This window comes from Caldimonas sp. (assembly GCF_046289365.1).
GTDB lineage: Bacteria > Pseudomonadota > Gammaproteobacteria > Burkholderiales > Burkholderiaceae_C > Caldimonas.
Window position 1 is genome coordinate 1 of sequence record NZ_JBKBVU010000004.1, and the last position, 23,788, is coordinate 23,788.

The window sequence follows — 23,788 nt, forward strand, 5'->3', positions numbered from 1 at the left end:
TGGCCCTCTTCGTCCACCGTGGCCGACTGTGCCTGCAACTGCCCCACCAGGCGTCCCCGGGCATCGAACTCGTAGAGCCGCACCTGCTGCAGGCGGCCGTCGGGCCCGGCCGCGGTGACCTGCACCGAGTAGCTGCGCTCGCCATCGGGCGTGGCCTGTCGGTCTTTCAGCCAGGTCCCGGCCTGGCCATACACCGTCTGTCCGCGCGCCATCGTCCGCATTGCATGGGCCTGCCGATCGCTGTAGGGCGCGAGGTAATCCCCCAGCACGAAGGTGAGGGCGGCGAACACCAGCCCCAGTCCGAGCAGGAGGGCCAGCGCGCGCTGCGGCCCCAGGCCGCTGACGCGCAGGATCGTGAATTCCGAGGACTGCGCCATGCGGGCCATTGAGTAGATGGTGCCGATCAGCACGGCGATCGGCATCAGCACATAGAGGTGGCCGGGCAGCAGCAGCAGGCAGTACAGCAGTGCCTGGTGCAGCTGGTACCCGCCTCGACCCACCCGCTCCAGTTCGTCCACGGCGTCGATGAAGAAGAACAGCGCCAGGAAGGCCACCGCGACGAAGGCGATGGACGTCAAGATATCGGTGTACAGCAGGCGGCGGACGGTCTTCATGCCCGGGCCCCCGAGGCGGCCGGGCGACCCAGTCCCGGCAGCAGGCCGCGCAACCCATGCACCCGCCAGCGCAGCAGGCCCAGCGCAAGTGCCGTGGCGCTGCCATGCACTGCCAGCAGGGCGGCCGGTGGGCTCAGGCGCCCGATGGACACCCAGGCCTGCGAGAGGTTGAGCAGGTTGTAGTACACGACGAAAGTCAACAGGGCGAACATCAGGTTCCAGCTCGTCCCTCGCCGAGGCGAGGTCGCCGACAGGCCCACGCCGAGCAAAACGAGGTTGAAGGCCGTCAGCGGCAGGCCGAGCCGCCAGGTCAGCTCCCCCAGATGGCGCGGCTGGGGGTCCAGCCACAGCGACAGGCTCGAGCGCGCCCGCGGGGGCAGCGCCGGCTCCTGCGGGCGCACCTTCTCATCGACCAAGATGCGATAGGTCTCGAACTGCGCGATGCGCCGCTCGCCGGTGCGCAGATCGTGGTCGGTCTGCTGCCCGGCCTCGAGCACGAGATAGCGGTCCTCGCCCTCGAACTCGATGCGCCCCACGCTCGCGGTGGTCACGGTCTCGCGTCCTTCCTCACGCGTGAGGACGAACACGTTGCGCCCGACGCGGCCCTCGTCGGTGTTGCGCTCGATGAAGAAGACCCGCCGGCCGTCGCTGGAGCTCTGGAATTGGCCGGGCGTGACCCGGGAGAGATCCGAGCGTCGCTCGTAGAGCGTGCGCAGTTCCGAGATGCTCTGATTGGCCCAGGGCCACACCAGCAGCGCCAGCACCGCGATCGCGGCAAGGACCGGGGCTGCGAGCCTGAGCACCGGCCGGGCGAATCGGCTCAGCGGCACCCCGCTGGCGAACCACACGGCCATCTCGCTGTCGCGGTACATGCGTGACAGCGTGCTCACCGTGGCGACGAACAGCGACAGCGCGAGGATGGAGGGCAGGTAACCCAGCACCGTGTAACCCAGCAGCAGCACCACGTGTTGCGGAGAGACCGCCCCGCTGGCCGCCTGGCCCAGGGTGCGGATCAGCATCATCGTGAGCACGATGGTCAGCAGCACCACCAAGGTGGCACCGAAACTGCGGCTCAGCTCTTTGCGGACGGAGGAATCGAATAACATCGGCGCACCGAATGAACGGTCGCATTATGGACTTTCGAGCTCTTTCCTCCTCGCCGGCCCTGTGGGCCGAAACGCCCTGCGACGCGCTGGTGGTCGTCTTGAACGCGGCCCAGCCGGCGCAGGACCTGGCCGAACCCGTGGCCGGGCTGCTCGCCGATGCCTTGAAGACCGGAGACCTCGCCCTCAAGGCCGGCCGCAGCCTGTACCTGCATCGTCCGGCCGGACTGCGTGCGCCTCGCCTGGTATTCACGGTGGCGGCTGACGGATCGGCCAAGGCTTACCGCACTGCGCTGAGCGCCGCGATGCAAGTGCTCAAGAGCGGCGCAGCGCGCCACCTGGCCGTGACGCTGGCGCCGCAGGCGACCTGGTCGCCTGCGCACGCCCACGCCCTGGTCGGCGCCGTCGAGGAGGCCACCTACGTCTATCGTCACACCAAGCCCAGTGCACCGCCGGCGCCGGTGGTGTCGAAGGTGAGCCTGCTGGTGGGCAAGGAGGGGCTCAAGGCCGTCCAGCACGACCTCGCCCAGGCCCGCGCGATTGCCCTCGGGGTGGCCGTGGCCCGCGAGTGGGCCAACCGCCCCGGCAACCACTGCACCCCCACCCACCTGGCCGACGAGGCGCGCCGACTGGGCAAGGCCCACGGGCTCAAGGTCGATGTGCTCGATCGCAAGGCCGTCGAGAAGCTGGGCATGGGGGCCTTCCTGGCCGTGGCCCAGGGCTCGGAGCAGCCCTTGCGTTTCATCGTGATGCGCTACGACGGCGGCCGCCGCGGCGAGGCGCCCCATGTGCTGGTGGGCAAGGGCATCACCTTCGACACCGGGGGCATCTCGATCAAGCCGGCCGCCAAGATGGACGAGATGAAGTTCGACATGAGCGGGGCCGCCAGCGTGCTGGGCACCATGCGGGCCCTGGCCGAACTCAAACCCCGCCTGAACGTGATCGGCCTGATCCCGGCTTGCGAGAACATGCCTGACGGCCGCTCGGTCAAGCCGGGTGATGTGGTGACCAGCCTGTCGGGCCAGACGATCGAGATCCTCAACACCGATGCCGAAGGGCGGCTGATCCTGTGCGACGCACTGACCTACGCGGAGCGCTTCAAGCCTGCCTCGGTGGTGGATGTCGCCACGTTGACGGGGGCCTGCGTGATCGCACTGGGGCACCACCACAGCGGTCTGTTCACGGCCGACGATGCGCTGGCCGAGGCCCTGCAGACGGCCGGCCGGGAAGCCTTGGACACCTGCTGGCGCATGCCGTTGGATGAGGAGTACGACGAGGCGCTGAAAAGCAATTTCGCCGACATGGGCAACGTCGGCGGTCGCGCGGGCGGCGCGATCACCGCGGCGATGTTCCTGCGCCGCTTCACCAGCAAGTACCGCTGGGCGCACCTGGACATCGCCGGCACGGCCTGGAAGAGCGGCCCGGCCAAAGGGGCGACGGGCCGCCCGGTGGCCCTGCTGGCGCGCTACCTGCTGAGCCAAGCGCGTTGAGCGTCGCGAGCGCCGTGACGGCCATCGCCTTCCACTTCAACATGCCCGACAAGCTGGCCTATGCCTGCCGGCTGCTGCGCAAGGCCAGCCGTGCCGGCGCCCAGGTCGGTGTGGTGGGCCGCGATACCGACCTGGCGGCGCTCGACCGGGCCCTGTGGGTCTTCGACCCGGTCGACTTCCTGCCCCATGTCCGCCTGCCCCTGACCGAGGGCGAGGCCGGGCGGCGTCTGGCCTCCCACACCCGCCTGTGGCTGGCGTCGAGCCCCACCGAGCTGCCACACCGCGAGGTGCTGGTGAACCTGGGAGACGAGGTGCCGGCCTCTTTCGACGCCTTCGGGCGCCTCATCGAACTGGTCGGTCTCGACGAGGACGATCGCCGGCAGGCCCGCCTGCGCTGGAAGCACTACCAGTCCTGCGGCTACGCTGTCGAGCGGCACGAGGTGGGCGGCGGCTGAAGACCGCCCCCGCGGAGGCGGCCCGGGCTTCGGGTCCCCCGCGCACCACGGACGTGCAGACGCTCGCGGCACGTGACGCCGATGCAACAGCAATCAGGGGCAACGCCATGGAGTTTTCCACGCAGGTTGATATACAGTTTGCGGTTCCAACCCAAGGCGCGGCGTGGCCGTGCCCGGATTCAAGTTCGCAGCTCATTTTTCAAGGACATCTATGAAGAAGCTGACTCTCTTGGCAACTGCGGTCGCCCTGGCTGGCCTGGCCGCATGTGGAAAGAAGGAAGAGGCGCCCGCCGCCGCCGCGCCGGCCGCGGCCCCTGTCAGTGAGGAGGTGGTCCGCCTGGGCCATGTGGGCCCGACCAGCGGCGCGATTGCGCACCTGGGCAAGGACAACGAATTGGGCGCGCGCTTGGCCATCGATGAGCTCAACGCCCAGGGTTTGGTCATCGGCGGCAAGAAGATCAAGTTCGAGCTGCTGGCCGAAGACGACGCGGCCGATCCGAAGCAGGGCACTGCAGCGGCCCAGAAGCTCGTCGATTCGGGTGTCAAGGGCGTGATCGGCCACCTGAACTCGGGCACCACCATCCCCGCGTCGAAGATCTACAGCGACGCCGGCATCCCGCAGATTTCGCCCTCGGCCACCAACCCTCGCTACACCCGCCAGGGCTTCAAGACCACCTTCCGCGTGGTGGCTGACGACGTCCATCTGGGCGGCACGCTGGGCCGCTATGCCGTCAGCACCCTGCAAGGCAAGGCGATTGCCGTGATCGACGACCGCACGGCCTACGGTCAGGGCGTGGCCGACGAGTTCGAGAAGGGCGTCAAGGCCGCCGGTGGCAACGTCGTCGCGCGCGAGTTCACCCATGACAAGGCGACGGACTTCACCGCCATCCTGACCACCATCAAGGGCAAGAACCCCGACGTCGTCTTCTACGGCGGCATGGACGCCGTGGCCGGCCCGATGCTGCGCCAGATGAAGTCGCTGGGTATCAATGCCAAGTTCATGGGCGGCGATGGCATCTGCACGGGCGAGCTGCCCAAGCTGGCCGCCGGCAGCATGGGTGACGAGCAGGTCTACTGCGCCGAGGCCGGTGGTGTCGAAGGCGAGCAAAAGGCGGGCCTGGACGCGTTCAAGGAGAAGTTCAAGCAGAAGTTCGGCGTGGACGTGCAGATCTACGCTCCGTACGTGTATGACGCCACCATGGTCATGGCCGAGGCCATGAAGAAGGCCGACTCCACCGATCCGGCCAAGTACCTGCCGGAGCTGGCCAAGATCGAGTACAAAGGTGTGACCGGCACCATCACCTTCGACGAGAAGGGCGACATCAAGAACGGTGCGCTGACGCTGTACACCTACAAGGGCGGCCAGCGCGAGCAGCTCGCCGTGATCCGCTGATCGCCGAGCGGCCGAACCCTCAAAAAAAGGGCGTCCTCCGGGACGCCCTTTTTGTTGGGTTTCTCTCTATTTCTCTCTACATCACGGGCGGTGAGCCGCCCAAAAACACAAAACCCCGCAGAGCATGGCTCCGTGCGGGGTTCTGGCGGAGAGGGCGGGATTCGAACCCGCGGTGGGCTATTCACCCACACACGCTTTCCAGGCGTGCGACTTAAACCACTCATCCACCTCTCCGGGGTGTTCGTGGGGCCTGTTGGCCGAAACCTCGGATTGTAGCAAGTTTGATCTGACTTGCGAAAGCCCGCCTCAGCCTGGAGCCTGATACTCAGCGGCTCGCGGCAGGGGCGCTTTTCATGAGCGTCATTGCGGTTCCGATCAGGGCCGACACCTCGGTCATGTTGCCGGGCACGATCATCGTGTTGTTCTTCTGGGCGAGTTGGGCGTAGGCTTCCACCGCCTTCTCGGCCACCTTCAGGTTGACGGCTTCCGCGCCGCCGGGTTGCTGGATCGCCGCTGCGATCTTGCGGATGGCCTCGGCCGTGGCCTCGGCCACGGCGACGATGGCAGCGGCCTGACCCTGGGCGATGTTGATCTCGGCCTGGCGCTCTCCCTCGGACTTGTTGATGAAGGCCTGGCGTTCACCTTCGGCGATGTTGATCTGTTCCTGCTTGCGTCCTTCGGAGGCGGCAATCAGGGCGCGCTTCTCGCGCTCGGCCGTGATCTGGGCCTGCATCGCGCGCAGGATCTCATTGGGCGGGGTCAGGTCCTTGATCTCGTAGCGCAGCACCTTCACGCCCCAGTTCAGCGCAGCTTCATCCAGGGCATTGACGACGGCGACGTTGATCGCCTCGCGCTCCTCGAAGGTCTTGTCCAGCTCCATCTTGCCGATCACTGAGCGCAGGGTGGTCTGGGCGAGCTGGGTGATGGCAATGATGTAGTTCGACGAGCCATAACTCGCACGCATCGGGTCGGTGACCTGGAAGTACAGGATGCCATCGACAGCGAGCTGCGTGTTGTCCTTGGTGATGCAAACCTGGCTGGGCACATCCAGCGGGATCTCCTTCAGCGAGTGCTTGTAAGCCACGCGGTCGATGAAGGGCACGAGGATATTCAAGCCCGGGCTGAGCACACCGTGAAAGCGGCCCAGGCGCTCGACCACCCAGGCATGCTGTTGCGGCACCACCTTGATGGATTGGGCGATGAAGATGACTGCGATGAACAGCAAGACGATGGCAACGATTTCCATGGTTCCTCCGGGAGCGATGGGGGGATTCAGCGGTCGACGAGCAGGTGGTTGCCCTCGACGGCGCGGATGGTGTAAGTGCCGGGTTCGGGCGTGCCTGTACCGGCATAGCGGGCCGTCCAGATGGCGCCGCGGTAGTTCACACGGGCGGTCTGGTCGGGCCGCCATTGTTCGATGGTGACGTGCTTGCCGATGTCGAGTTGGTTGTGGTCAGGCCGGCCGTGTGCATCGCGCGCGGGGTGGCGGTTGCGCTGCCAGCGCCACAGGGCGACAGCCCCTCCGCCGACGATGGCGGCCGCCACGAGCTGGCCGCTGAAGCCCAGCCCGGCATGGGCGGCGACGGCACCGGCGGCCAGGCCCATGGCGATCATCAGCAGGTAGAAGGTGCCGGTGAGCAATTCGGCGACCACGGCCAGGCCGGCGAGCAGCCACCACCAGGTGGCGTCGTGAAAATCCATCGCAGGTGTCCTCCGGTCTCAATGACGGGCCGCTGGCAGTGTACGTCGCGGTGTGCACCGTGCCTGCCTGCTGCGGGATGGATGTGGTACCGACGGGACAGCCGGTACCGCGTCACGGCCCGGGACCGGCGCAGGCCCTACACTTGCCGGTTTCCATTTCCGATTTGCGCCCTTGGGGGGCCTGCCATGCTGCGCTTTCACTTTCCCATCGTGATCATTGACGAGGATTTCCGTTCCGAGAACGCCTCGGGCCTGGGCATCCGGGCCCTGGCCGATGCGATCGAGAAGGAGGGCTTCGAGGTGCTGGGCGTGACCAGCTACGGCGATCTGTCCCAGTTCGCCCAACAGCAGAGCCGGGCCAGCGCTTTCATCCTGTCCATCGATGACGAGGAGTTCGGCTCGGGCTCGAGTGAGGAGGTGGATGCGGCGTTGAAGAGCCTGCGTGCATTCGTCAGCGAGATCCGCTTCAAGAACGCCGAGATCCCCATCTATCTGTACGGCGAGACACGCACCTCGCAGCACATCCCGAACGACGTGCTCAAGGAGTTGCACGGTTTCATCCACATGTTCGAGGACACACCGGAGTTCGTGGCACGCCACATCATCCGCGAGGCCAAGAGCTACCTCGATTCGCTGGCGCCGCCGTTCTTCCGCGCTTTGGTGGGCTATGCGCAGGACGGCTCCTACTCCTGGCACTGTCCCGGCCATTCCGGTGGGGTGGCCTTCCTGAAGAGCCCGATCGGGCAGATGTTCCACCAGTTCTTCGGGGAAAACATGCTGCGCGCCGACGTGTGCAATGCGGTGGAGGAGCTCGGCCAGTTGCTCGATCACACCGGCCCGGTGGCTGCCTCCGAGCGCAATGCCGCGCGTATCTTCAATGCCGACCACTGCTTCTTCGTGACCAACGGCACATCGACGTCCAACAAGATGGTATGGCACCACACCGTCGCCCCGGGCGACGTGGTGGTGGTGGACCGCAACTGCCACAAGTCCATCTTGCACGCCATCACGATGACCGGCGCCGTGCCGGTGTTCCTGACGCCCACGCGCAACCACTACGGCATCATCGGGCCCATTCCGCAAAGCGAGTTCACGCCCGAGGCGATTCAGAAGAAGATCGCCGCCAACCCGCTGCTCAAGGGGGTGGACCCAAAGAAGGTCAAGCCGCGCGTGCTGACCATCACGCAGAGCACTTATGACGGCGTGCTCTACAACACCGAGAGCATCAAGTCGATGCTCGACGGCTACATCGACACACTGCACTTCGACGAAGCCTGGCTGCCGCATGCGGCTTTCCATGACTTCTACTCGGGCATGCACGCGATGGGCAAGCACCGGGCCCGCACGAAGGAGTCGCTGGTGTTCGCGACGCAATCCACGCACAAGCTGCTGGCCGGCCTGTCGCAGGCCTCGCAGATCCTCGTGCAGGATTCGCAGACCCGCAAGCTCGACCGGGCGCTGTTCAACGAGGCCTACCTGATGCACAGCTCCACCTCGCCGCAGTACGCGATCATCGCCTCGTGCGACGTGGCTGCGGCAATGATGGAGCCTCCGGGGGGCACGGCCCTGGTGGCGGAGAGCATCCTCGAAGCCCTGGACTTCCGTCGGGCCATGCGCAAGGTGGAGAAGGAGTTCGGATCCGACTGGTGGTTCAAGGTCTGGGGGCCGGACAAGCTGGTCGAATCGGGCATCGGCCAGCGCGAAGACTGGATGATCAAGGGCACGGCCAAGTGGCATGGCTTCGGCAAGCTGGCTGAAGGCTTCAACATGCTCGATCCGATCAAAGCGACGATCGTCACCCCGGGGCTGGATCTGAACGGCAAGTTTGCGAAGACCGGCATCCCGGCCTCGATCGTCACCAAGTACCTGGCCGAACATGGCGTGGTGGTCGAGAAGACGGGGCTGTACTCCTTCTTCATCATGTTCACGATCGGCATCACCAAGGGACGCTGGAACACGATGCTGACGGCCCTGCAGCAGTTCAAAGACGACTACGACAAGAACCAGCCGATGTGGCGCATCCTGCCGGAGTTCTGCGCCCAGCACCCGCGCTACGAGCGCATGGGCCTGCGTGATCTCTGCCAGGGCATCCACGAGATGTATGCCAAGCGTGACATCGCCCGCCTGACGACGGAGATGTACCTGTCCGATCTGCAGCCGGCGATGAAGCCCAGCGATGCCTATGCACGCATCGCCCACCGCGAGACCGAGCGCGTGGAGATCGACAAGCTCGAAGGCCGCATCACGACCTCTTTGTTGACGCCTTATCCGCCGGGCATCCCGCTGCTCATCCCCGGCGAGCGCTTCAACCGCAAGATCTGCGATTACCTGCGCTTCACCCGAGAGTTCAATGCGGCCTTCCCGGGTTTCGACACCGACGTGCACGGCCTGGTGGAGGAGGACGACGCCAGCGGCAACCGGCGCTATTACGTCGATTGCGTGCGTTGACGGGAGCCCTCAGAGCACGTGGGAGATGAGCATGCCCGGAGGATGGTCGGGGCCGGCGTCGCCGGCCTGGGCTGGCCGGGGCACGCTGCTGCCCGTTTCGCGGCGCACGGCCACGCCCACGGCCACCATGTCCACCACCAGCAAGTGCAGGATGCGCGAGATCATCGCAAGGAACGTGGCGCTGTCCTCGTTATGATCCACCGGGATGCACACCGTGGCTTTCTTGGCCAGCGGTGACTTGCTGGCCGTGATGGCCAGCACGGCCGCCCCACGGTCGCGGGCCAGAGTGGCGGCGCGCACCAGCTCGGGCGGCTGGCCCGAACTGGAGATGAATACCGCCACATCCTGCGGCCCCAGCAGCTCGGCCGCCATCGACTGCATCGATGCGTCGGTGTGCGCCACCGAGGGGATGCGGAAACGGAAAAGCTTGTGCTGGGCATCCAGGGCGACCACGGCCGAGTTGCCCATCGCGTAGAACTCCACGCGCTTGGCCTGGCGCAGCAGTTCGATGGCCTGGTCCACGGCTTCGACGTTGAGAGACTCGCGGAACTGCACGATGGCCGAGATGGTGTTGTCCAGCACCTTGGCGCACAGGTCGGGGGTCGCGTCTTGCCGGCGCACCTGGGTGCGCTGCACGGGGATGTTGCCGGTCAGGCCGGAGGCCAGCTTGAGCTTGAAGTCGGCCAGCCCCTGGAAGCCGAGCGACCGGCAGAAGCGGATCACCGTGGGTTGGCTGACTTCGGCCATCTGGGCGATCACGGCGATCGCATCGTTGAGCACCGTGCGCGGGTTGTCGAGCACAAAGTCGGCCACCCGTCGCTCGGCCGGCGTCAGGCTGGGCCGGGCTGCGCGCACCCGCTCCATCAGCGGGTTGCCGCCTTCATGGGCGGGCACATGCTCGGCCAGCAGCGAGGACACGCCGTGGAAGGCCGGGTTCTCGGCCGTGAGCACATAGGTGGGGATGCGGGCCACGTAACCCGAGAAGCGCCCTTTGGCCTCGAAGCGCTGCCGGAACCCCGAGCGCAGGAAGAACTCGCCCAGTCGCGGCACGATGCCCCCGCCGATGTAGATGCCGCCGGTGGCCCCGAGAGTGAGGGCCAGGTTCGAGGCGACCGTGCCCAGCATGTTGCAGAAGGTCTCGACGGTCTCGACGCACCAGGGGCACAGGTTCTGGATCGCGCGCTGGACGATGTGGGTGGTGCTCAGCCGGGCCGGCAGGTCGGTGCGGCCCTCGGTGAGGGCCTGATAGATGATCTCGATGCCCGGGCCTGAGACCAGCCGTTCGGCTGAGACGTGGGTGAGCGACCTCCAAGCGTATTGCAGCACCTTGAGCTCACGCTCGTCGGCCGGCGAAAAGCTCACATGGCCGCCTTCGGTGGCCAGGGTGGCCCAGCGGTCCCCCACGGGGACCAGCCCCGAAACGCCCAGGCCCGTGCCCGGTCCGAGCAGGCCGATCACACCGTTGGCCTGGGGTTCTCCACCACCGATCTGCTCACGTCCTTGCTCGCCCACCCGCGGCAGCGACATTGCCAGCGCGGTGAAGTTGTTCACCACCAGCAAGGTGGACAGGCCCAGCAAGCGCTGCGCACCGGCGATCGAGAAGGCCCAGTCGCGGTTGGTCATGCGCACCCAGTCGCCTTCGATCGGGTTGGCGATCGCCACGGCCGCATGGCGGGGCTTCAGGCCGGGAGGCAGGCTGTCGAGATAGGCCTGCACCACCTCGACGAAGCCAGGGTAGTCGGCGCAAGGCAGCACCGTGACATAGTCGAAGCGGCCGGGCTGCTGTTCCAGGCAGAAGCGGGCGTACGTGGCGCCGATGTCGGCCAGCAGGCGCGGGTCGGGGTAGGGAGGGGTGAAGCCCGGCATGTCAGGTCCTCCCGTGGCCACGAGCATGGGCGTGGTGAGGACCGAACCGGCAGCGTTGGATGGGGACGAGGGCATGGCAGGCATTTTCCATGCACACTGTACCCAAGATTGGGCCCCCGGCGGGCAGCCGGGCCGGGCTGGGGCTGCAAGGCGTCATGCGCGGTTCCTGCTCAACGCCCGGCCGCTGCCGGGTCGCGCTCCAGCAGCACGACGCGGCCGGCCTCCAGACTCACCCGCCCGTTGCTGACGGTCACCGGCCGACCGGTGTAGGCATCGCGCAGGCGCTCACCTTCGCGGAAGACCTGTCCCACTGGCAGGGTGACTGGCCCTGGGTTGGTCAGGGCGACCACGACGCGGTCTGCGCTTTCGGCATCGACGCGGCTGAACACGTAGGGTGTGGCCTGCAAGAGCTCATGCACGCCACGGGCCAGCGCCACATGGCGGGCCCGGAAGGTCCCGAGCTTGCGCCAATGGGACAGCAGCTCTGCATCGATGCTGTCCCAGTTCATGAACGAGCGGGTCGATTGCTGGGGGTCGGTGCGTGGGCGGTGTCCTTCCGGCCGCCCGGTCTCGTCGCCGTAGAAGATCTGCACGCCGCCGGGCACCAGCATCAACGCGGTGCCGGCCTCGAACAGACGCTTGCGGTTGAAGAGTTCGGTGTCGTGCGAGGAGATGTAAGCGAGATTGCTGAAGCCGGGCCGTCCGGCATAGACGCGTGCGTACTGTGCAAAGAGGGGTTCGGGTTCGCTGAAGCGACGCCCCTGCTGCTGGAAGTGGAAGTCGATCATCGCGTCGAAGCCGGCGTCGTGCAGCGCGCTGCGCTCGGGCCCATGACCCCAGTACTCACCCACCATCCAGAAGGGCTCGTCGTCGATCTTCTTGTCCGGGTTCCTGGCCTTCCATTCGGCCAGGGCCTTGGTGGCTTCGCGCTTGAGTTCGGCCCAGGCTTCGGGCTCGACATGCTTGACGGTGTCGGCGCGAAAGCCGTCGATCCCATACTCGCGCACCCAGTCGGTCAACCACCGGATGAGATAGCCGCGCACCGTGGTGTCGGGCAGGTCTCGTGCTCGCGTGTCCGGCTTGTTGCGCAGGAAGGTGGGCAGCCGGACGGCCTGCTTGCTCTCGGTGCGGAAGTCGGGCAGGTAGGCCAGTTGCATCGTGCGGTCGTCTCGGCCGCCGTCGAGGTAGCCGGGCAGTCCGGCACGCACCCAGTCCCGCCCCCACCATTGCCCGAACGCGAAGCTGTTGTAGTCGATGAAGCTGTGGTAGTTGCGCAGCGTGGCCTGCTCGTGGCCGGGCCACAGAACCTTGGGCACCAGTTCGGCGGCCGTTCGCAGGTCCAGGTAGCCGGGATGGTTGATGACCACGTCGAAAAGCACCCGAATGCCTTGTGCGTGGGCGGTGTCGACCATCTCACGCAGTTCCTCCGCGGTGCCCATGTTGCGGTCGAGCACGGTGTAGTCCAGCGCGTAGTAGCCGTGGTAGGCGTAGTGCTTGAATTCCTTGTCACCACCCACCACCCAGCCGCGGATCTGCTCATAGGGGGCCGTGATCCACAGGGCATTCACCCCCAGCGCCTTGAAATAGCCTTCCCTGAGTTTGATCGTCAGGCCCTTGAGATCCCCGCCGTGGAAAGTGCCCACGTCGTCCTTGGGGTTGGCCTCCCGCTGGCGTCCGTAGCTGTGGTCATTGCCGGGGTTGCCGTTGAAGAAGCGGTCGGTGATGACGAAGTAGACGATGGGGTTGTCGGCAAAGCGGCCCGGCACGGCATGCGGCGCGGCGGTGCTGGCCTGCGGGGCCGCGACGGCGGGAGCGGACGCAGGCGGCGGGGTCGCGGTGCCGCAGGCGACGAGCAAGGGGGCGAGCAGCAGGGCCGGGTGAAGCAGTTTCATGGCAGAAGGCAGCACGGGCCTGCGCCGAGGCGGTGGCACAGGCCGCAAGATGTTGAACGGCCCCGCCGCGCGCGGTACGCAAGCGGCGGGGAACGCTAGGCGAGGGCGTCAGTTCACTTGCAGGGTTTGGCCTCGCGAGCCTTCTTCGCATCGGCCAGCGAGGTGTAGATGGTGCGGTCGCCGTTGTTCACCCAGATCTGCTTGTGGAGCTTGCCATCGAAGGCCATGTCACGGCCCCCCTGGTCCTTGGTATCGCCCTTGTGGATGATGTAGTTGACCCGGCCATTGACGTAGTCGTCGAGCTTGGTGTGCCAGTACACGCCAAAGTCGTCCTTGCCGGTGGGCATCATGGGCTTTTGCCACTCGATCCCCGGCAATGGAATACCCCCATCTTTCCAGAGGTGCACCCCCCAGCCGTCGTAGTTGTTGTCGCAGCGGTTGTAATGGATGGACACGTATCCGGCCGGCGGTGCGGAGCTCTGGGCCAGGGCCCCGGCACAGGCTGCGAGCACGGTGGCGGCGACGGTTGCCTTCAGAAGGGAAGTGATGCGCTTCATCGTGATGTCTCCTTGCAGGTGGTTGAGGAGCGGTTGGGGATTCGTCGTGCAGTCATCAGCCTTTCAGCCCGCCGGCCGTGAGGCCGGAGACCATCCATTTCTGGGCGAGGATGAAGACCACGGTGATGGGCAAGCCCGAGAGGATGGCGGCGGCGGCAAAGTCGCCCCACAGGTAGCGCTGTTCGTAGAGGAAGAGCTTGGAGCCCACCGCCAGCGTGAGCTGGTTCTGACCCTGTAGCAGCACCGATGCCACCGGATACTCGATGATCGCGTGAATGAAAGCGAGCAGGAAGACGACCAGCAGGATCGGAACGGCCATGGGCAGCAGCACCAGCCGGAAGGCCTGCCACGCAGAAGCGCCGTCCACCTTGGCGGCCTCCTCGATCTCGGAGGGGATGGTGTCGAAGTAGCCCTTGATCGTCCAAGTGAACAGGCCGATACCTCCGGCATAGGCCAGCAACAGCGAGGCATGGCTGTCGATGCCAAAGAAGGGGAAGATATTGCCGATGCGGTCGAAGATGGCATAGATGGCCACCAGCGCCAGCACGGCCGGGAACATCTGGATCAGCAGCAGCGCAGAGAGGGCCTGCGACCGACCGCGGAACTTCATGCGGGCGAAGGCGTAGGCCGCGGTGGTGGACAGCAGCAGGGTGATGATCCCCGACAGCGTGGCCACCTTCACCGAGTTCCACAGCCAGCGCAGCACGGGGAAGGGGGGCTCGACCATGCGGCCGTCCGGACCCTCGTAGGAAATGCCCAGCGCGAGCTTCCAATGCTCCAGACTGATTTGATCAGGGATCAGGCTGCCGGCGGCAAAGTTGCCCGGACGCAGCGAGATCGACAGGATCATCAGGAACGGGAAGATGATGACCGCGATGAGTGCGATCAGGAAGGCGTGGGCGGCCAGCACACGCCAGCGATGGGACTTGTCGAGAACGATGGCCATGGTGGGGAGTGCTCCTGGGATCTGCTTCAGCGGGCTTCGTCCTTGGTGATGCGCGTGGCGCGCAGGTTGAACCACGACAGCAGAGCCACCATCGTGAAGATCACCGTGGAGATGGCGGCGGCCAGGCCGAAGTTCTGGCCCGAATCCTCGAAGGCAATGCGGTAGGTGTACGACACCAGGATGTCGGTGGTGCCCGCTGGGACCTGCGTGTCGAGGAAATCGGGCCGTCCGCCAGTCAGCAGGTTGATCAGCACGAAGTTGTTGAAGTTGAATGCGAAGGAGGCGATCAGCAGCGGCGTGAGCGGCTTGATGACCAGCGGCAGCGTGATGCGGAAGAAGTTGGTCAGCGGCCCGGCACCCGCCACGGCCGAGGCTTCGTAGAGGTCGGACGGGATGGCCTTGAGCAGCCCCATGCACAGCACCATCATGTATGGATAGCCCAACCAGGTGTTGACGATGAGCAGCATCACCTTGGCCAGGAAAGGATCCGAGAACCACGCGGGCTTGATGCCGAACAAGCCGTGCAAGATGAGGTTGATCTCGCCGAAATTGTTGTTGAACAGGCCCTTGAACACCAGGATGGAGATGAAGCCCGGCACGGCGTAGGGCAGGAAGAGCAGGGTCTGGTAGATCGCGCGGAAACGCAGGGCCTCCCAGCTCAGCAGCACGGCCAGCACCATGCCTACCGAGGTGGCAAACAGCACGGTCAGCGCCGCGAAGACGACCGTCCAGATGAAGATGCGCACGAAGGGCTCGCGGAAGGCCTCGTCGGTGAAGATGCGCAGGTAGTGGGCCGCGCCAATGTTCACCTGGAAACCCGGAGCCACGTTCTCGCCGGCCTCGTTCTGGTAGAAGCCGGTGTCGAAATTCGGACGCAGCACCGAACCGTCTTGCCGGTTCGTGAGGCTGCCGTCAGCATTGCGCACGTAGAGCTTCTGGACGGGACCGAACCGGCGCAGGCCGCTCATGCGCACCGCCGTGCCGTCGGGCATGGTGACGGTGAGGGTGCGCAGGCGGGGCTGCAGGCGGATGAGTTCGCGCAGTTCGACGGGGGCGAGGCCCGGCGGGTCTCCCTGGGCCGCCACAGCGGCTACCGAGGCCGGCGTCGGATCGTCGAGATCAAGGTCGGGACTGAGGAAGATCTCGCCGGTGTCAGGATCCTCGAAGCGGCCCACATGGCGTTGACCGTCGCTCAGCAAGGCAAAGCTGTAGCTGCGCCCCTCGGCCTGATAGGTCTCGTCCAGAAGGTAGGCTGTGGCACGCTCGAAGCTGAGCAGGTTGCGCGAGCTGTAGTTGGTGAAGCTGATGGCCACCGTATACAGCATCGGGAAGACCACGAAGACGACCACGGCAGCGATGCCAGGGAAGAGGTAGCGCCAGGCATACAGGCGCTGTGAGGTGTAGATCCAGGCTGCCAGGGCGGTCACCACGAGCAAGGTGCCTGCCAGCAGCGTTTCGCCGGCAGCGTGGACAAGGGTGACGAGGTAGAGGGCCCCCAGGGCCAGCACGATGCCGGCGGCCCGGGGAGCCCAACGCTGCAGGACGGAAGTCTGAGTCATACGGAATTGGTGGGTGGTCCGGCAACGGTGCCGGACCACCAGGGTGCGGCCCTTGCGAGCCGCGGGTCAGATCACTTGGCCGTGATGCGCTTGGCTGCGGCGTCCAAGGCCTCCTTGGGACTTTGGCGTCCTTCGGTCATGTTCTGCAGTGCCGAGGCCATCGAGGACCAGAAGCGACCCATCTCCGGAATATTGGGCATGGGGGCGCCGTCCTGGGCACTGGCCATCGTGGCTTGGATGTTCGGGTCGCTCTTGAGCTGGTTGAAGAAGGTCTTGGACGCCGGCGTGCCCAAGGGCACATCGTCGTTGATGGTCTTCAGACCCGCCACACTCAGCATGTGGTTCTCGATGAACTCGATGGCGATGTCGCGGTTCGGAGAAGACTTGTTGATCATCGCGCCCATCACGCCCACGAAGGGTGCGGCCTTCTTGCCGGCCACGGTGGGGATCTTGGCCACGCCGAAGTTGATCTTGGACTTCTTCAGGTTGTCCCACGCCCAGGGGCCGTTGATCATCATCGCGACCTTGCCCTGGTTGACGGCGGCTTCCATGTCCGCGTAGCCGGCCCCCTTGGGCATCACGCCGTCCTTGATCATCCTGGCGATCAGCTCGGCCCCTTTGAGGGCCCCGGCATTGTTCACACCGGTGTCGGTGGGGTCGTAGGTGCCGTCGGCCTTCTGCTTGAAGGCGTAGCCGCCGTTGGCCGCCAGCAGCGGCCAGGTGAAGTAGGTGTTGTTGTAGTCCCAGAGGATGGCCTTCTTGCTCTGGGCCGACAGCTTCTTGTCCAGCGCAATCACTTCCTCGAAGCTCTTGGGCGGGGTGGGCACCAGGTCTTTGTTGTAGATGAGGGCCACCGCCTCGATCGAGATAGGGTAGCCCCAAGTGCGGCCACCGATGTTGAAGGCCTTCCAGGCCAACGGATCGATGTCGTCGACGATCTTCTTCGACGGGGTCACCGGCTGCAGCAGGCCGCCCTGGATCCACTCGCCCACGCGATCATGCGCCCAGATCCAGATGTCGGGTCCTTTGCCAGCGGCTGCAGCCTGCTGGAACTTGCCCGGGGCATCTTCCGGATGCTCGACCGTCACTTTCACGCCGGTCTTTTTCTCGAATTCGTCACCGACCTTCTGCAGGCCGTTGTAGCCCTTGTCACCGTTGATCCAGATCAGCAGCTTGCCGGGCTCGACGGCCAGGGCTGGCGCCGAGAAGCCGGCCGACAGGGCCAGCATGGCGGCCGCGGCCACCAACTTGATGCGTTGACGTTGAATGTTCATGGCTTGCTCCTTTGGTTTCGGCCTGATCGGGCGCTTGGGTATGTCCAATGACACGGTTGGGGAAAGGGTGAGACGGTCATTCCGTGCGGGGCAGGGCCTGTCCGTCGGCATCGAAGACGTGGCAGCGCTGCGGCGGCAGGTCCAGGTGGGCGGTGTCGCCGATGACCAGCGGGTTGTCCGCAGACGCACGCACGACCACCGGCGCCTGGGCGCCGGGAACGTCCACATAAAGGTAAGTGACGTCCCCCAGATGTTCGGCCGCCTGCACCGTGCCGCGCAGCTCGTTGGCCGGCTCAGCAGTCTGGGTGTCGATGTGTTCGGGACGCACGCCCACGGTCACGGGCGTGCCGCAGGCCAGACCGGTGGCATCGACGGCGGCACGGATGGCACGTCCGTCGGCCAGCCTCAGCAGGGCTTGCGTGGCGGCTGCCGATTCCAGCGTGGCCGAGATGAAGTTCATCTTGGGCGAGCCGATGAAGCCGGCCACGAAGAGGTTGGCCGGGCGGTGGTAGAGCTCCATCGGCGTGCCCACCTGCTCGATGCGGCCCGCATGGAACACCACGATGCGGTGGGCCAGGGTCATGGCCTCGACCTGGTCGTGGGTCACATAGACCATGGTGGTCTTCAGTTCGCGGTGCAGCCGGGCCAGTTCCACCCGCATCTGCACCCGCAGCGCGGCATCGAGGTTGGACAGCGGCTCGTCGAACAGGAACACACCCGGCTTGCGCACGATCGCACGGCCGATCGCCACACGCTGCCGCTGTCCGCCCGACAGAGCCTTGGGCTTGCGGTCCAGCAGATGCTCGATCTGCAGGATCTGCGCGGCACGCTTCACGGCAGCCGCCTGTTCGTCCTTCTTCACGCCGGCCAAGCGCAGCCCAAAGGCCATGTTCTCGGCCACCGTCATGTGAGGGTACAAGGCATAGCTCTGGAAGACCATCGCGATGCCCCGCTTGGCGGGCGGAACCTCGTTGACGAGCTGGCCGCCGATGTACAGCTCGCCGCTGGTGATGTCTTCCAGGCCGGCAATGCAGCGCAGCAAGGTGGACTTGCCGCAGCCCGAAGGGCCGACGAAGACGATGAATTCGCCGTCGTGGATGTCCAGATCGATGCCGTGCAGGGTCTCGATCTCGCCGTAGGATTTGCGCAGCGCCTTGAGTTGGAGGTGGGCCATGGTTCGGGTCGGTTCAGGCTTCGGACATCACGCCATCTTGCCGAAGTAGGCGCCGTGGGCGGGCAAGGTGAAACGCTGAGCCTGGCGATGCGCTCCGGCAAAGCCATGGCCTTCCAGCGCCGAGGTGGCCGGCGCTTGCGGCAGCTCGAAGCTCACCGGCTTGGCGCCCAAGTTGAACAGGGCCAGCACTGCATCGCCAGATTGGCCGGCGGCCGGGGTACGCACCAGCGCCAGCACAGGCTCGGGGGCGTCGAAGAAGCGGATATCGCCGGTCACGAGTGCAGGCTGCGTCTTGCGCCAGGCGATGAATCGGCGCAGCGCCTGCAAGGGCGATGCAGGATCGGCTTCGCTCACGTCCACCGCCCGAGCGAGATGCTCGGGCGGTACGGGCAGCCAGGGTTCCACCGTGGCCTCACCGCTGAACCCTCCATGCGGCTGCATGCTCGACCAGGGCATGGGGGTGCGACAGCCGTCGCGACCCTTGAACTCGGGCCAGAAGGCGATGCCGTAGGGGTCCTGCAGCTTCTCGAAGGGGATGTCGGCTTCGGTGAGGGCCAGTTCGTCACCTTGCCACCAGCACACGCTGCCGCGCAGGCTCATCAGCATCGCGCCGGCCACCTTGATGTAATCGGGCGAGGCATCCGAGCCGCCCCAGCGCGTCATCACACGGGCCACATCGTGGTTACCGAAGGACCAGCAGGCCCAACCGTCCTTCATTTGGGCTTCCAGCTCCTCGACCTGCTGGCGGATGTAGGCGGCGCTGTGCTCGGCCGTCAGCAGGTTGAAGCTGTAGGCCATGTGCAGCTTGTCGCCGTCGGCCGTGTAGGCGGCCATGGTCTTGAGCGAATCGTCGTCGCCGATCTCCCCCACGCTGGCGGCCCCGTACTCGTTCAGCAGTGCACGCACGCGCTGCAGGAAGGCGAGATTCTCCGGCTGGGTCTTGTCGTACAGGTGGCGTTGCATCCCGTAGGGGTTGGTTTCCATGACCGTCTTGGTGTCGCGACGGGTCGCCGGCGGGTTGTCGCGCAATTGCCGGTCGTGGAAGTGGAAGATGCAGGCGTCGAAACGGAAGCCGTCCACGCCGCGTTCCAGCCAGAAGCGGATGTCCTCCAGCACCTGCTGTTGCACCGCCGGGTGGTGGAAGTTCAGGTCGGGCTGGCTCGTGAGGAAGTTGTGCAGGTAGTACTGGCGCCGGCGCGAATCCCACTGCCAGGCCGAACCGCCGAAGACACTGAGCCAATTGTTGGGGGGGGTGCCGTCCGGCCGGGGATCGGCCCACACATACCAGTCGGCCTTGGGGTTGTCGCGGCTGGCGCGGCTTTCGACGAACCAAGGGTGCTGGTCCGAGGTATGCGAGAGCACCTGGTCGATCATGACCTTCAGGCCCAGCTCGTGAGCTCGCGCCACCAGGAGGTCGAAGTCAGCCAGGGTGCCGAACATCGGATCGACGTCGCGGTAGTCGGCGATGTCGTAGCCGAAGTCTTTCATCGGCGAGCGGAAGAAGGGTGAAATCCAGATGGCATCCACACCCAGGCTGGCCACGTAGGGCAGGCGCTCGACGATGCCGGGCAGGTCCCCGATGCCGTCACCGTTGCTGTCGGCGAAGCTGCGGGGGTAGATCTGGTAGATGATGGCGCCTCGCCACCAGTCGGTGGCGCGGGCGTGCAAAGACGAGGCAGTGGTCACGTCGGAAGGTCCGTCAATTTGCAGTTCGGTTCGGGGCCCAGGTGCAAGGCGATGGGCACGGCATGTCGATGCCCATCGCCTTGCAGGCGGCGCGCAGCCGCCTGTGCAATCAAGCCGCCGTGCCGGCGCAGGCCGGCACCGGCCCGATCACCACCAGGTCTCTGCCTGCACGCCGTAGGTGATGCCGTACTTCTTGTCGGCGAACACGTTGTTCGAGTTGGCATTCACGCCATTGCGGGCGGCTTCGTTCCAGGTGGCGTAGGTCACGAAGCCGCGCAGCACCGGGCGCGACCAGAAGCCGCGCGACAGAGACAACTGCGGCGCGATGGTCAGCTTGGTCAGCGTGGCCCACTTCGGATTGGTCTGGCTGTCATCCTTGGCACGGTCCACGCCGAGCTCCACCGCCAGCGAGAAGTTGTCGCTGAAGTTGTACTGCGGACGCACGCCGAAGCTCATCCACTGGCGCTGCTCCAGGTCCCAGGGGGCCTTCTTCAGGTTGTCCCAGATGAAGGTGCCCATGCCTGACCAGTTGCTGCCGGCCGGCGCGATGTAGAGCTGCTCGACCAGGCGGATCGATTCGCCCTTGGTGCTGTTGTTGCCCCCGGCGTAGGCCGGGATCCAGTTCATGCCGGCTCCATTGCCGCGGCCGTACTGCAGCGCGAGCTTGTTGAAGCCGCCGAGGATGCCGCCCTGAAAGTGCTGAGCCGTCAGCAGGTAACCGGTCTTCTCGTCGCTGGCCACGGCGTTGCTGCCACGGATGACCTGGGCGGCCAGTTCCAGCTTGCCGTTCGGGTTGACGCCGATGTCATAGAAGCGGAACTCATAGCGCTTGGCGGCGTTCACGCCCACGCCGCCACCGAACACGAAGCTGCCCGGCGCGCCGTCCAGGCCGGAGTTGCCGCCGTTTTGGTGGTAGGCAAAGGCGAATTTGGCCGGGCCCACGCCGATGTCCTCGATGCCGGCGCCGGGGCCGGTGTTGGCCCAGTAGTAGTAGTCGTTGATGTGGACGTCGTGGCGGTTGTAAAAGCGCTTGCCCACCCACAGCTTGGCGTCTTCGAGGGCCCCCTCGGGGAAGAAACCGCCGGCGATGACATAGTTTTCGCGGCTGGCGATGTCGAAGCTCTTGCCGTCGCTCGAGGGGTTCTGGTCGATCACGCTTTCATAGTCCTGGGCCCCCTTCTCGCGCAGCGCCAGGCGCAGGTTGTATTTCGCCCAGGCACCGTCGGACTTGCCGAACGGCACCGACACCGCCGCCTCACCGTAGTTGTCGCATTCGTTGCCCAGGCGGTACTTGGCCTGCGCCGGGAAGCCCAGCCGGAAGCACTGCAGGTTGCCGCCTTCGCTGGTGCCGCCGACCTGGGTGCGCACGTAGCCGTGGAACTCGATGCCCTGTGCGAACGCGGCCGGCGCGGCGAAGGCGCCTGCCACGGCTGCTGCGGCAGCCAGCAGCTTGAACTTGTGATGCATGGTGGAACTCCTCATGGGTTGTGGCTTGGTGGTGTCATGCTGCGTACGGCCGAGGCCGCTTCACAGCGGTTGGGGAAAACCGAGGGGCGGCGAAAAAGAGGCGGCGCCCGGCCGGGCGCCGCGAACTCGCTCGCTTTGAAGACCGCTGGGCCACCACGGTTGCGGGCGGAACACCGCCAGGGAAGTCTTGTCCGTCATGGCCGTCTGTAGAATCACTACAAGTATTGATGTAGTTTGATAACAGGCGGAACTCTAGTAATGAAACTACGTTTACTGAACCAGGGATAACCCTTGATTGCGAGTGTTGTGCCGGCGACAAACGGTCGGAGGCAGTCGCTTCAAGCCGTGACAAGCATGGACAGGGTGCTTGAACTCATCTAGCATGATGATGTAGTTTGCCTACACCCCGGCCGGCCAAGAGTCGTGCCGCGGGGCTCATCGAGGAAGACAACATCGTGGATCAAACCTACCCCCGTCTGGTCGGGGACATCGGCGGGACGAATGCCCGCCTGGCCTGGGTGGCGGCGCCGGGTCGTCTGCCCGAGCGTGTGAGAACCTATGCCTGCGCCGCTCACGAGTCGCTGGAGTCGGTGATCCGGGCTTATTTGGAGCAAGAGGGTCTGGACATCCCGCCATGGTGTGCGATCGGCATTGCCAATCCCGTGACCGGTGACCGGGTGCAGATGACCAACCACCACTGGGCCTTCTCCATCCGCGCCATGCGCGAAAGCCTTGGGCTGCGGCGCCTGCTCGTGCTGAACGATTTCACGGCGCTGGCCATGTCGCTGCCCTCGTTGGCCGGAGGTGACCTGCGGCCCGTGGGCGGCGGGCAAGCTGTGGAGGGCGAGCCCAGAGCCCTGCTGGGCGCCGGCACGGGGCTGGGTGTTTCGGGCCTACTGTCCTCGGGGGGAGGGCGGCTGGTGCCGGTCAATGGCGAGGGAGGGCATGTGACGCTGGCGGCCGCCGACGAGGACGAGGAGGCGGTCCTGCGTCTGCTGCGGCGGCGCTTCGGGCATGCCTCCGCCGAGCGGGCCTTGTCCGGCCCGGGCTTGGTTCATCTCTACGACGCCGTGTGCGAGCTGCGTGGCGTGGCGCCGGCAGCCCTGACGCCCGCGGACGTCTCGCATGCGGCCCTGGCCGCCCAGGATCCCGCCTGCGAACAAGCGCTGGCGCTGTTCTGCAGCTTCCTGGGCAATGTGGCGGGCAATCTCGCGCTCACGCTAGGCGCGCGCGGGGGTGTGTACATTGGTGGCGGCATCGTGCCGCGCCTGGGACCATGGTTCGACCGCTCCGCCTTCCGGCGGCGGTTCGAGGACAAGGGGCGTTTCAGGTCTTACCTGGCCGGGATCCCGACCTACGTCGTGCAGGCGCAGCATCCGGCTCTGCTGGGGGCGGCGCGGGCCCTGGATGAATTGAGCTGATGATGTGGATGAGGAGATGAGCGTGCAGCACCCCATTTCCAGAACCCGAGTCCCTGTCGGACCCCGCATGACGGCCGCTGCGGTCGTGCTGCTCGCCCTGATGGCGGGGGGGACCCCACTGGCGGCGGCACAGGCGGCCGCGACCGATGCTTCGATCTCGCCACGGGCGCGCGAGTGGCGCATCCATGAACTCACCGTCGTGCGGCTGGCCCCGCGGGAGCCTGGCAGCGACGCACCCAACGCCCATCCTGCCGCCGTGGCGCCGGAGGTCCTGCGCCGTGCGCTGGGCAGCATCACCACCGCCGTGCGGGGGCGCACGGAGAACCTGTTCAGCAACGACGAGCTCGACGACCTGATCGGCCCGCTGGTGCAGGCCCTTGGGGCGGCCGGTCCGGGGCAGGATGTGGAGCTGCTCAGCACGGCCCGTCGCCATGGAAACTTTCTGAGCACGCCCTATGGCGTGACGGCACGGCTGTTCGTCAGCGAGGAGGGGTTGAACCTGATCGTGCACGATGCACGTTTGGATTTCTTCCACGCCTACCGTGCCACGAAGGTGCTGCCGCGCTTCCAGCACGGCTCGCGCGCGCAGGCGGGGCCTTCGGCCGTCGCGAGTCCTCAGGGCCAGGCCCGGCGCGCCGACTGGCTGGTCTTCTCCCTGCATCCCGTGGCAGCGGGGGGGGGTGGGGAGGGGGGGGGTGGGGGGGGAGGGGGGGAGGGAAAAGACGCGAGAGAAGGAGGAGAA

The 23,788-nt window shown here is 66.0% G+C and carries 19 protein-coding genes and 1 tRNA gene; 6 read left to right on the forward strand and 14 right to left on the reverse strand.

Going from position 1 to position 23,788, the window contains the following annotated elements:
• The coding region (locus ACK42S_RS00930; RefSeq protein ID WP_409702320.1) for an LptF/LptG family permease at positions 1 to 614 on the reverse strand (614 nt) is incomplete at its 3' end.
• Positions 611 to 1,720, reverse strand: coding sequence for an LPS export ABC transporter permease LptF (gene lptF, locus ACK42S_RS00935; RefSeq protein WP_409702322.1), 1,110 nt, complete (start codon positions 1,718 to 1,720; stop codon positions 611 to 613). The genes lptF and ACK42S_RS00930, both read right to left, overlap by 4 nt.
• A gap of 26 nt (positions 1,721 to 1,746) precedes the next feature.
• Between lptF and ACK42S_RS00940 the strand changes: the two genes are divergently transcribed.
• From ACK42S_RS00940 to ACK42S_RS00950, 3 genes are all read left to right on the forward strand, one after another.
• The gene (locus tag ACK42S_RS00940) at positions 1,747 to 3,207 is read left to right on the forward strand and encodes a leucyl aminopeptidase (protein ID WP_409702381.1); all 1,461 of its coding nucleotides are present in this window, start codon (positions 1,747 to 1,749) and stop codon (positions 3,205 to 3,207) included.
• A complete protein-coding gene (locus tag ACK42S_RS00945) occupies positions 3,204 to 3,662 on the forward strand; it encodes a DNA polymerase III subunit chi (protein WP_409702324.1) in 459 nt (152 codons plus the stop codon). Before ACK42S_RS00940 ends, ACK42S_RS00945 begins: the two co-directional genes overlap by 4 nt.
• A gap of 211 nt (positions 3,663 to 3,873) precedes the next feature.
• The gene (locus ACK42S_RS00950; RefSeq protein WP_409702326.1) at positions 3,874 to 5,055 is read left to right on the forward strand and encodes a branched-chain amino acid ABC transporter substrate-binding protein; all 1,182 of its coding nucleotides are present in this window, start codon (positions 3,874 to 3,876) and stop codon (positions 5,053 to 5,055) included.
• A 143-nt stretch (positions 5,056 to 5,198) separates the two neighbouring features.
• On the opposite strand, the gene ACK42S_RS00955 is transcribed toward ACK42S_RS00950, so the two are convergent.
• From ACK42S_RS00955 to ACK42S_RS00965, 3 genes are all read right to left on the reverse strand, one after another.
• Positions 5,199 to 5,289, reverse strand: a tRNA-Ser gene (locus tag ACK42S_RS00955).
• A 91-nt stretch (positions 5,290 to 5,380) separates the two neighbouring features.
• Positions 5,381 to 6,301, reverse strand: a complete 921-nt coding sequence (locus ACK42S_RS00960) for an SPFH domain-containing protein (RefSeq protein WP_409702328.1) — start codon at positions 6,299 to 6,301, stop codon at positions 5,381 to 5,383.
• A gap of 26 nt (positions 6,302 to 6,327) precedes the next feature.
• The gene (locus ACK42S_RS00965) at positions 6,328 to 6,756 is read right to left on the reverse strand and encodes an NfeD family protein (RefSeq protein ID WP_409702330.1); all 429 of its coding nucleotides are present in this window, start codon (positions 6,754 to 6,756) and stop codon (positions 6,328 to 6,330) included.
• A gap of 186 nt (positions 6,757 to 6,942) precedes the next feature.
• On the opposite strand from ACK42S_RS00965, the gene ACK42S_RS00970 reads away from it, so the two are divergent.
• Positions 6,943 to 9,204 carry an Orn/Lys/Arg decarboxylase N-terminal domain-containing protein gene (locus tag ACK42S_RS00970; protein WP_409702332.1) on the forward strand — a complete coding sequence of 754 codons (2,262 nt, stop codon included), beginning with the start codon at positions 6,943 to 6,945 and terminating at the stop codon, positions 9,202 to 9,204.
• A 9-nt stretch (positions 9,205 to 9,213) separates the two neighbouring features.
• Here the strand turns inward: ACK42S_RS00970 and ACK42S_RS00975 are convergent, their stop codons facing one another.
• The 9 genes from ACK42S_RS00975 to ACK42S_RS01015 all read right to left on the reverse strand — a co-directional run bounded on the left by ACK42S_RS00975 (position 9,214) and on the right by ACK42S_RS01015 (position 21,625).
• A complete protein-coding gene (locus tag ACK42S_RS00975) occupies positions 9,214 to 11,154 on the reverse strand; it encodes a glucokinase (protein WP_409702334.1) in 1,941 nt (646 codons plus the stop codon).
• Positions 11,155 to 11,240: 86 nt separating this feature from the next.
• Entirely contained in the window at positions 11,241 to 12,962 is a 1,722-nt protein-coding gene (locus tag ACK42S_RS00980; RefSeq protein WP_409702336.1) for an alpha-amylase family glycosyl hydrolase, read from the reverse strand.
• Positions 12,963 to 13,075: 113 nt separating this feature from the next.
• Positions 13,076 to 13,519, reverse strand: a complete 444-nt coding sequence (locus tag ACK42S_RS00985; protein WP_409702338.1) for a pullulanase-associated domain-containing protein — start codon at positions 13,517 to 13,519, stop codon at positions 13,076 to 13,078.
• 55 nt (positions 13,520 to 13,574) lie between these two features.
• Positions 13,575 to 14,465 carry a maltose ABC transporter permease MalG gene (gene malG, locus ACK42S_RS00990; protein ID WP_409702340.1) on the reverse strand — a complete coding sequence of 297 codons (891 nt, stop codon included), beginning with the start codon at positions 14,463 to 14,465 and terminating at the stop codon, positions 13,575 to 13,577.
• Positions 14,466 to 14,491: 26 nt separating this feature from the next.
• Positions 14,492 to 16,024 (reverse strand): maltose ABC transporter permease MalF, encoded by a 1,533-nt coding sequence (gene malF, locus ACK42S_RS00995; protein ID WP_409702342.1) that lies wholly within the window; start codon positions 16,022 to 16,024, stop codon positions 14,492 to 14,494.
• A gap of 71 nt (positions 16,025 to 16,095) precedes the next feature.
• Positions 16,096 to 17,298, reverse strand: a complete 1,203-nt coding sequence (gene malE / locus ACK42S_RS01000) for a maltose/maltodextrin ABC transporter substrate-binding protein MalE (RefSeq protein ID WP_409702344.1) — start codon at positions 17,296 to 17,298, stop codon at positions 16,096 to 16,098.
• Between the two features lie 76 nt (positions 17,299 to 17,374).
• Complete coding sequence (locus ACK42S_RS01005) at positions 17,375 to 18,472, reverse strand: ABC transporter ATP-binding protein (protein ID WP_409702346.1); 1,098 nt, start codon at positions 18,470 to 18,472, stop codon at positions 17,375 to 17,377.
• 27 nt (positions 18,473 to 18,499) lie between these two features.
• The gene (locus ACK42S_RS01010) at positions 18,500 to 20,158 is read right to left on the reverse strand and encodes an alpha-glucosidase (protein ID WP_409702348.1); all 1,659 of its coding nucleotides are present in this window, start codon (positions 20,156 to 20,158) and stop codon (positions 18,500 to 18,502) included.
• Positions 20,159 to 20,305: 147 nt separating this feature from the next.
• Positions 20,306 to 21,625, reverse strand: a complete 1,320-nt coding sequence (locus tag ACK42S_RS01015; RefSeq protein ID WP_409702349.1) for a maltoporin — start codon at positions 21,623 to 21,625, stop codon at positions 20,306 to 20,308.
• Between the two features lie 455 nt (positions 21,626 to 22,080).
• On the opposite strand from ACK42S_RS01015, the gene ACK42S_RS01020 reads away from it, so the two are divergent.
• Positions 22,081 to 23,046, forward strand: coding sequence for a glucokinase (locus ACK42S_RS01020; protein ID WP_409702351.1), 966 nt, complete (start codon positions 22,081 to 22,083; stop codon positions 23,044 to 23,046).
• Positions 23,047 to 23,113: 67 nt separating this feature from the next.
• Positions 23,114 to 23,788, forward strand: a 675-nt coding sequence (locus tag ACK42S_RS01025; RefSeq protein ID WP_409702353.1) for a hypothetical protein, incomplete at its 3' end; no start/stop codon positions are given.

What these genes read in the sequence shown, in the direction of transcription:
- lptF (WP_409702322.1), bottom strand. Translation starts at nt 1,720, where the DNA reads ATGTTATTCGATTCCTCCGTCCGCAAAGAGCTGAGCCGCAGTTTCGGT.
- ACK42S_RS00940 (WP_409702381.1), top strand. Translation starts at nt 1,747, where the DNA reads ATGGACTTTCGAGCTCTTTCCTCCTCGCCGGCCCTGTGGGCCGAAACG.
- ACK42S_RS00950 (WP_409702326.1), top strand. Translation starts at nt 3,874, where the DNA reads ATGAAGAAGCTGACTCTCTTGGCAACTGCGGTCGCCCTGGCTGGCCTG.
- ACK42S_RS00960 (WP_409702328.1), bottom strand. Translation starts at nt 6,301, where the DNA reads ATGGAAATCGTTGCCATCGTCTTGCTGTTCATCGCAGTCATCTTCATC.
- ACK42S_RS00965 (WP_409702330.1), bottom strand. Translation starts at nt 6,756, where the DNA reads ATGGATTTTCACGACGCCACCTGGTGGTGGCTGCTCGCCGGCCTGGCC.
- ACK42S_RS00970 (WP_409702332.1), top strand. Translation starts at nt 6,943, where the DNA reads ATGCTGCGCTTTCACTTTCCCATCGTGATCATTGACGAGGATTTCCGT.
- ACK42S_RS00975 (WP_409702334.1), bottom strand. Translation starts at nt 11,154, where the DNA reads ATGCCTGCCATGCCCTCGTCCCCATCCAACGCTGCCGGTTCGGTCCTC.
- ACK42S_RS00980 (WP_409702336.1), bottom strand. Translation starts at nt 12,962, where the DNA reads ATGAAACTGCTTCACCCGGCCCTGCTGCTCGCCCCCTTGCTCGTCGCC.
- ACK42S_RS00985 (WP_409702338.1), bottom strand. Translation starts at nt 13,519, where the DNA reads ATGAAGCGCATCACTTCCCTTCTGAAGGCAACCGTCGCCGCCACCGTG.
- malG (WP_409702340.1), bottom strand. Translation starts at nt 14,465, where the DNA reads ATGGCCATCGTTCTCGACAAGTCCCATCGCTGGCGTGTGCTGGCCGCC.
- malF (WP_409702342.1), bottom strand. Translation starts at nt 16,024, where the DNA reads ATGACTCAGACTTCCGTCCTGCAGCGTTGGGCTCCCCGGGCCGCCGGC.
- malE (WP_409702344.1), bottom strand. Translation starts at nt 17,298, where the DNA reads ATGAACATTCAACGTCAACGCATCAAGTTGGTGGCCGCGGCCGCCATG.
- ACK42S_RS01005 (WP_409702346.1), bottom strand. Translation starts at nt 18,472, where the DNA reads ATGGCCCACCTCCAACTCAAGGCGCTGCGCAAATCCTACGGCGAGATC.
- ACK42S_RS01015 (WP_409702349.1), bottom strand. Translation starts at nt 21,625, where the DNA reads ATGCATCACAAGTTCAAGCTGCTGGCTGCCGCAGCAGCCGTGGCAGGC.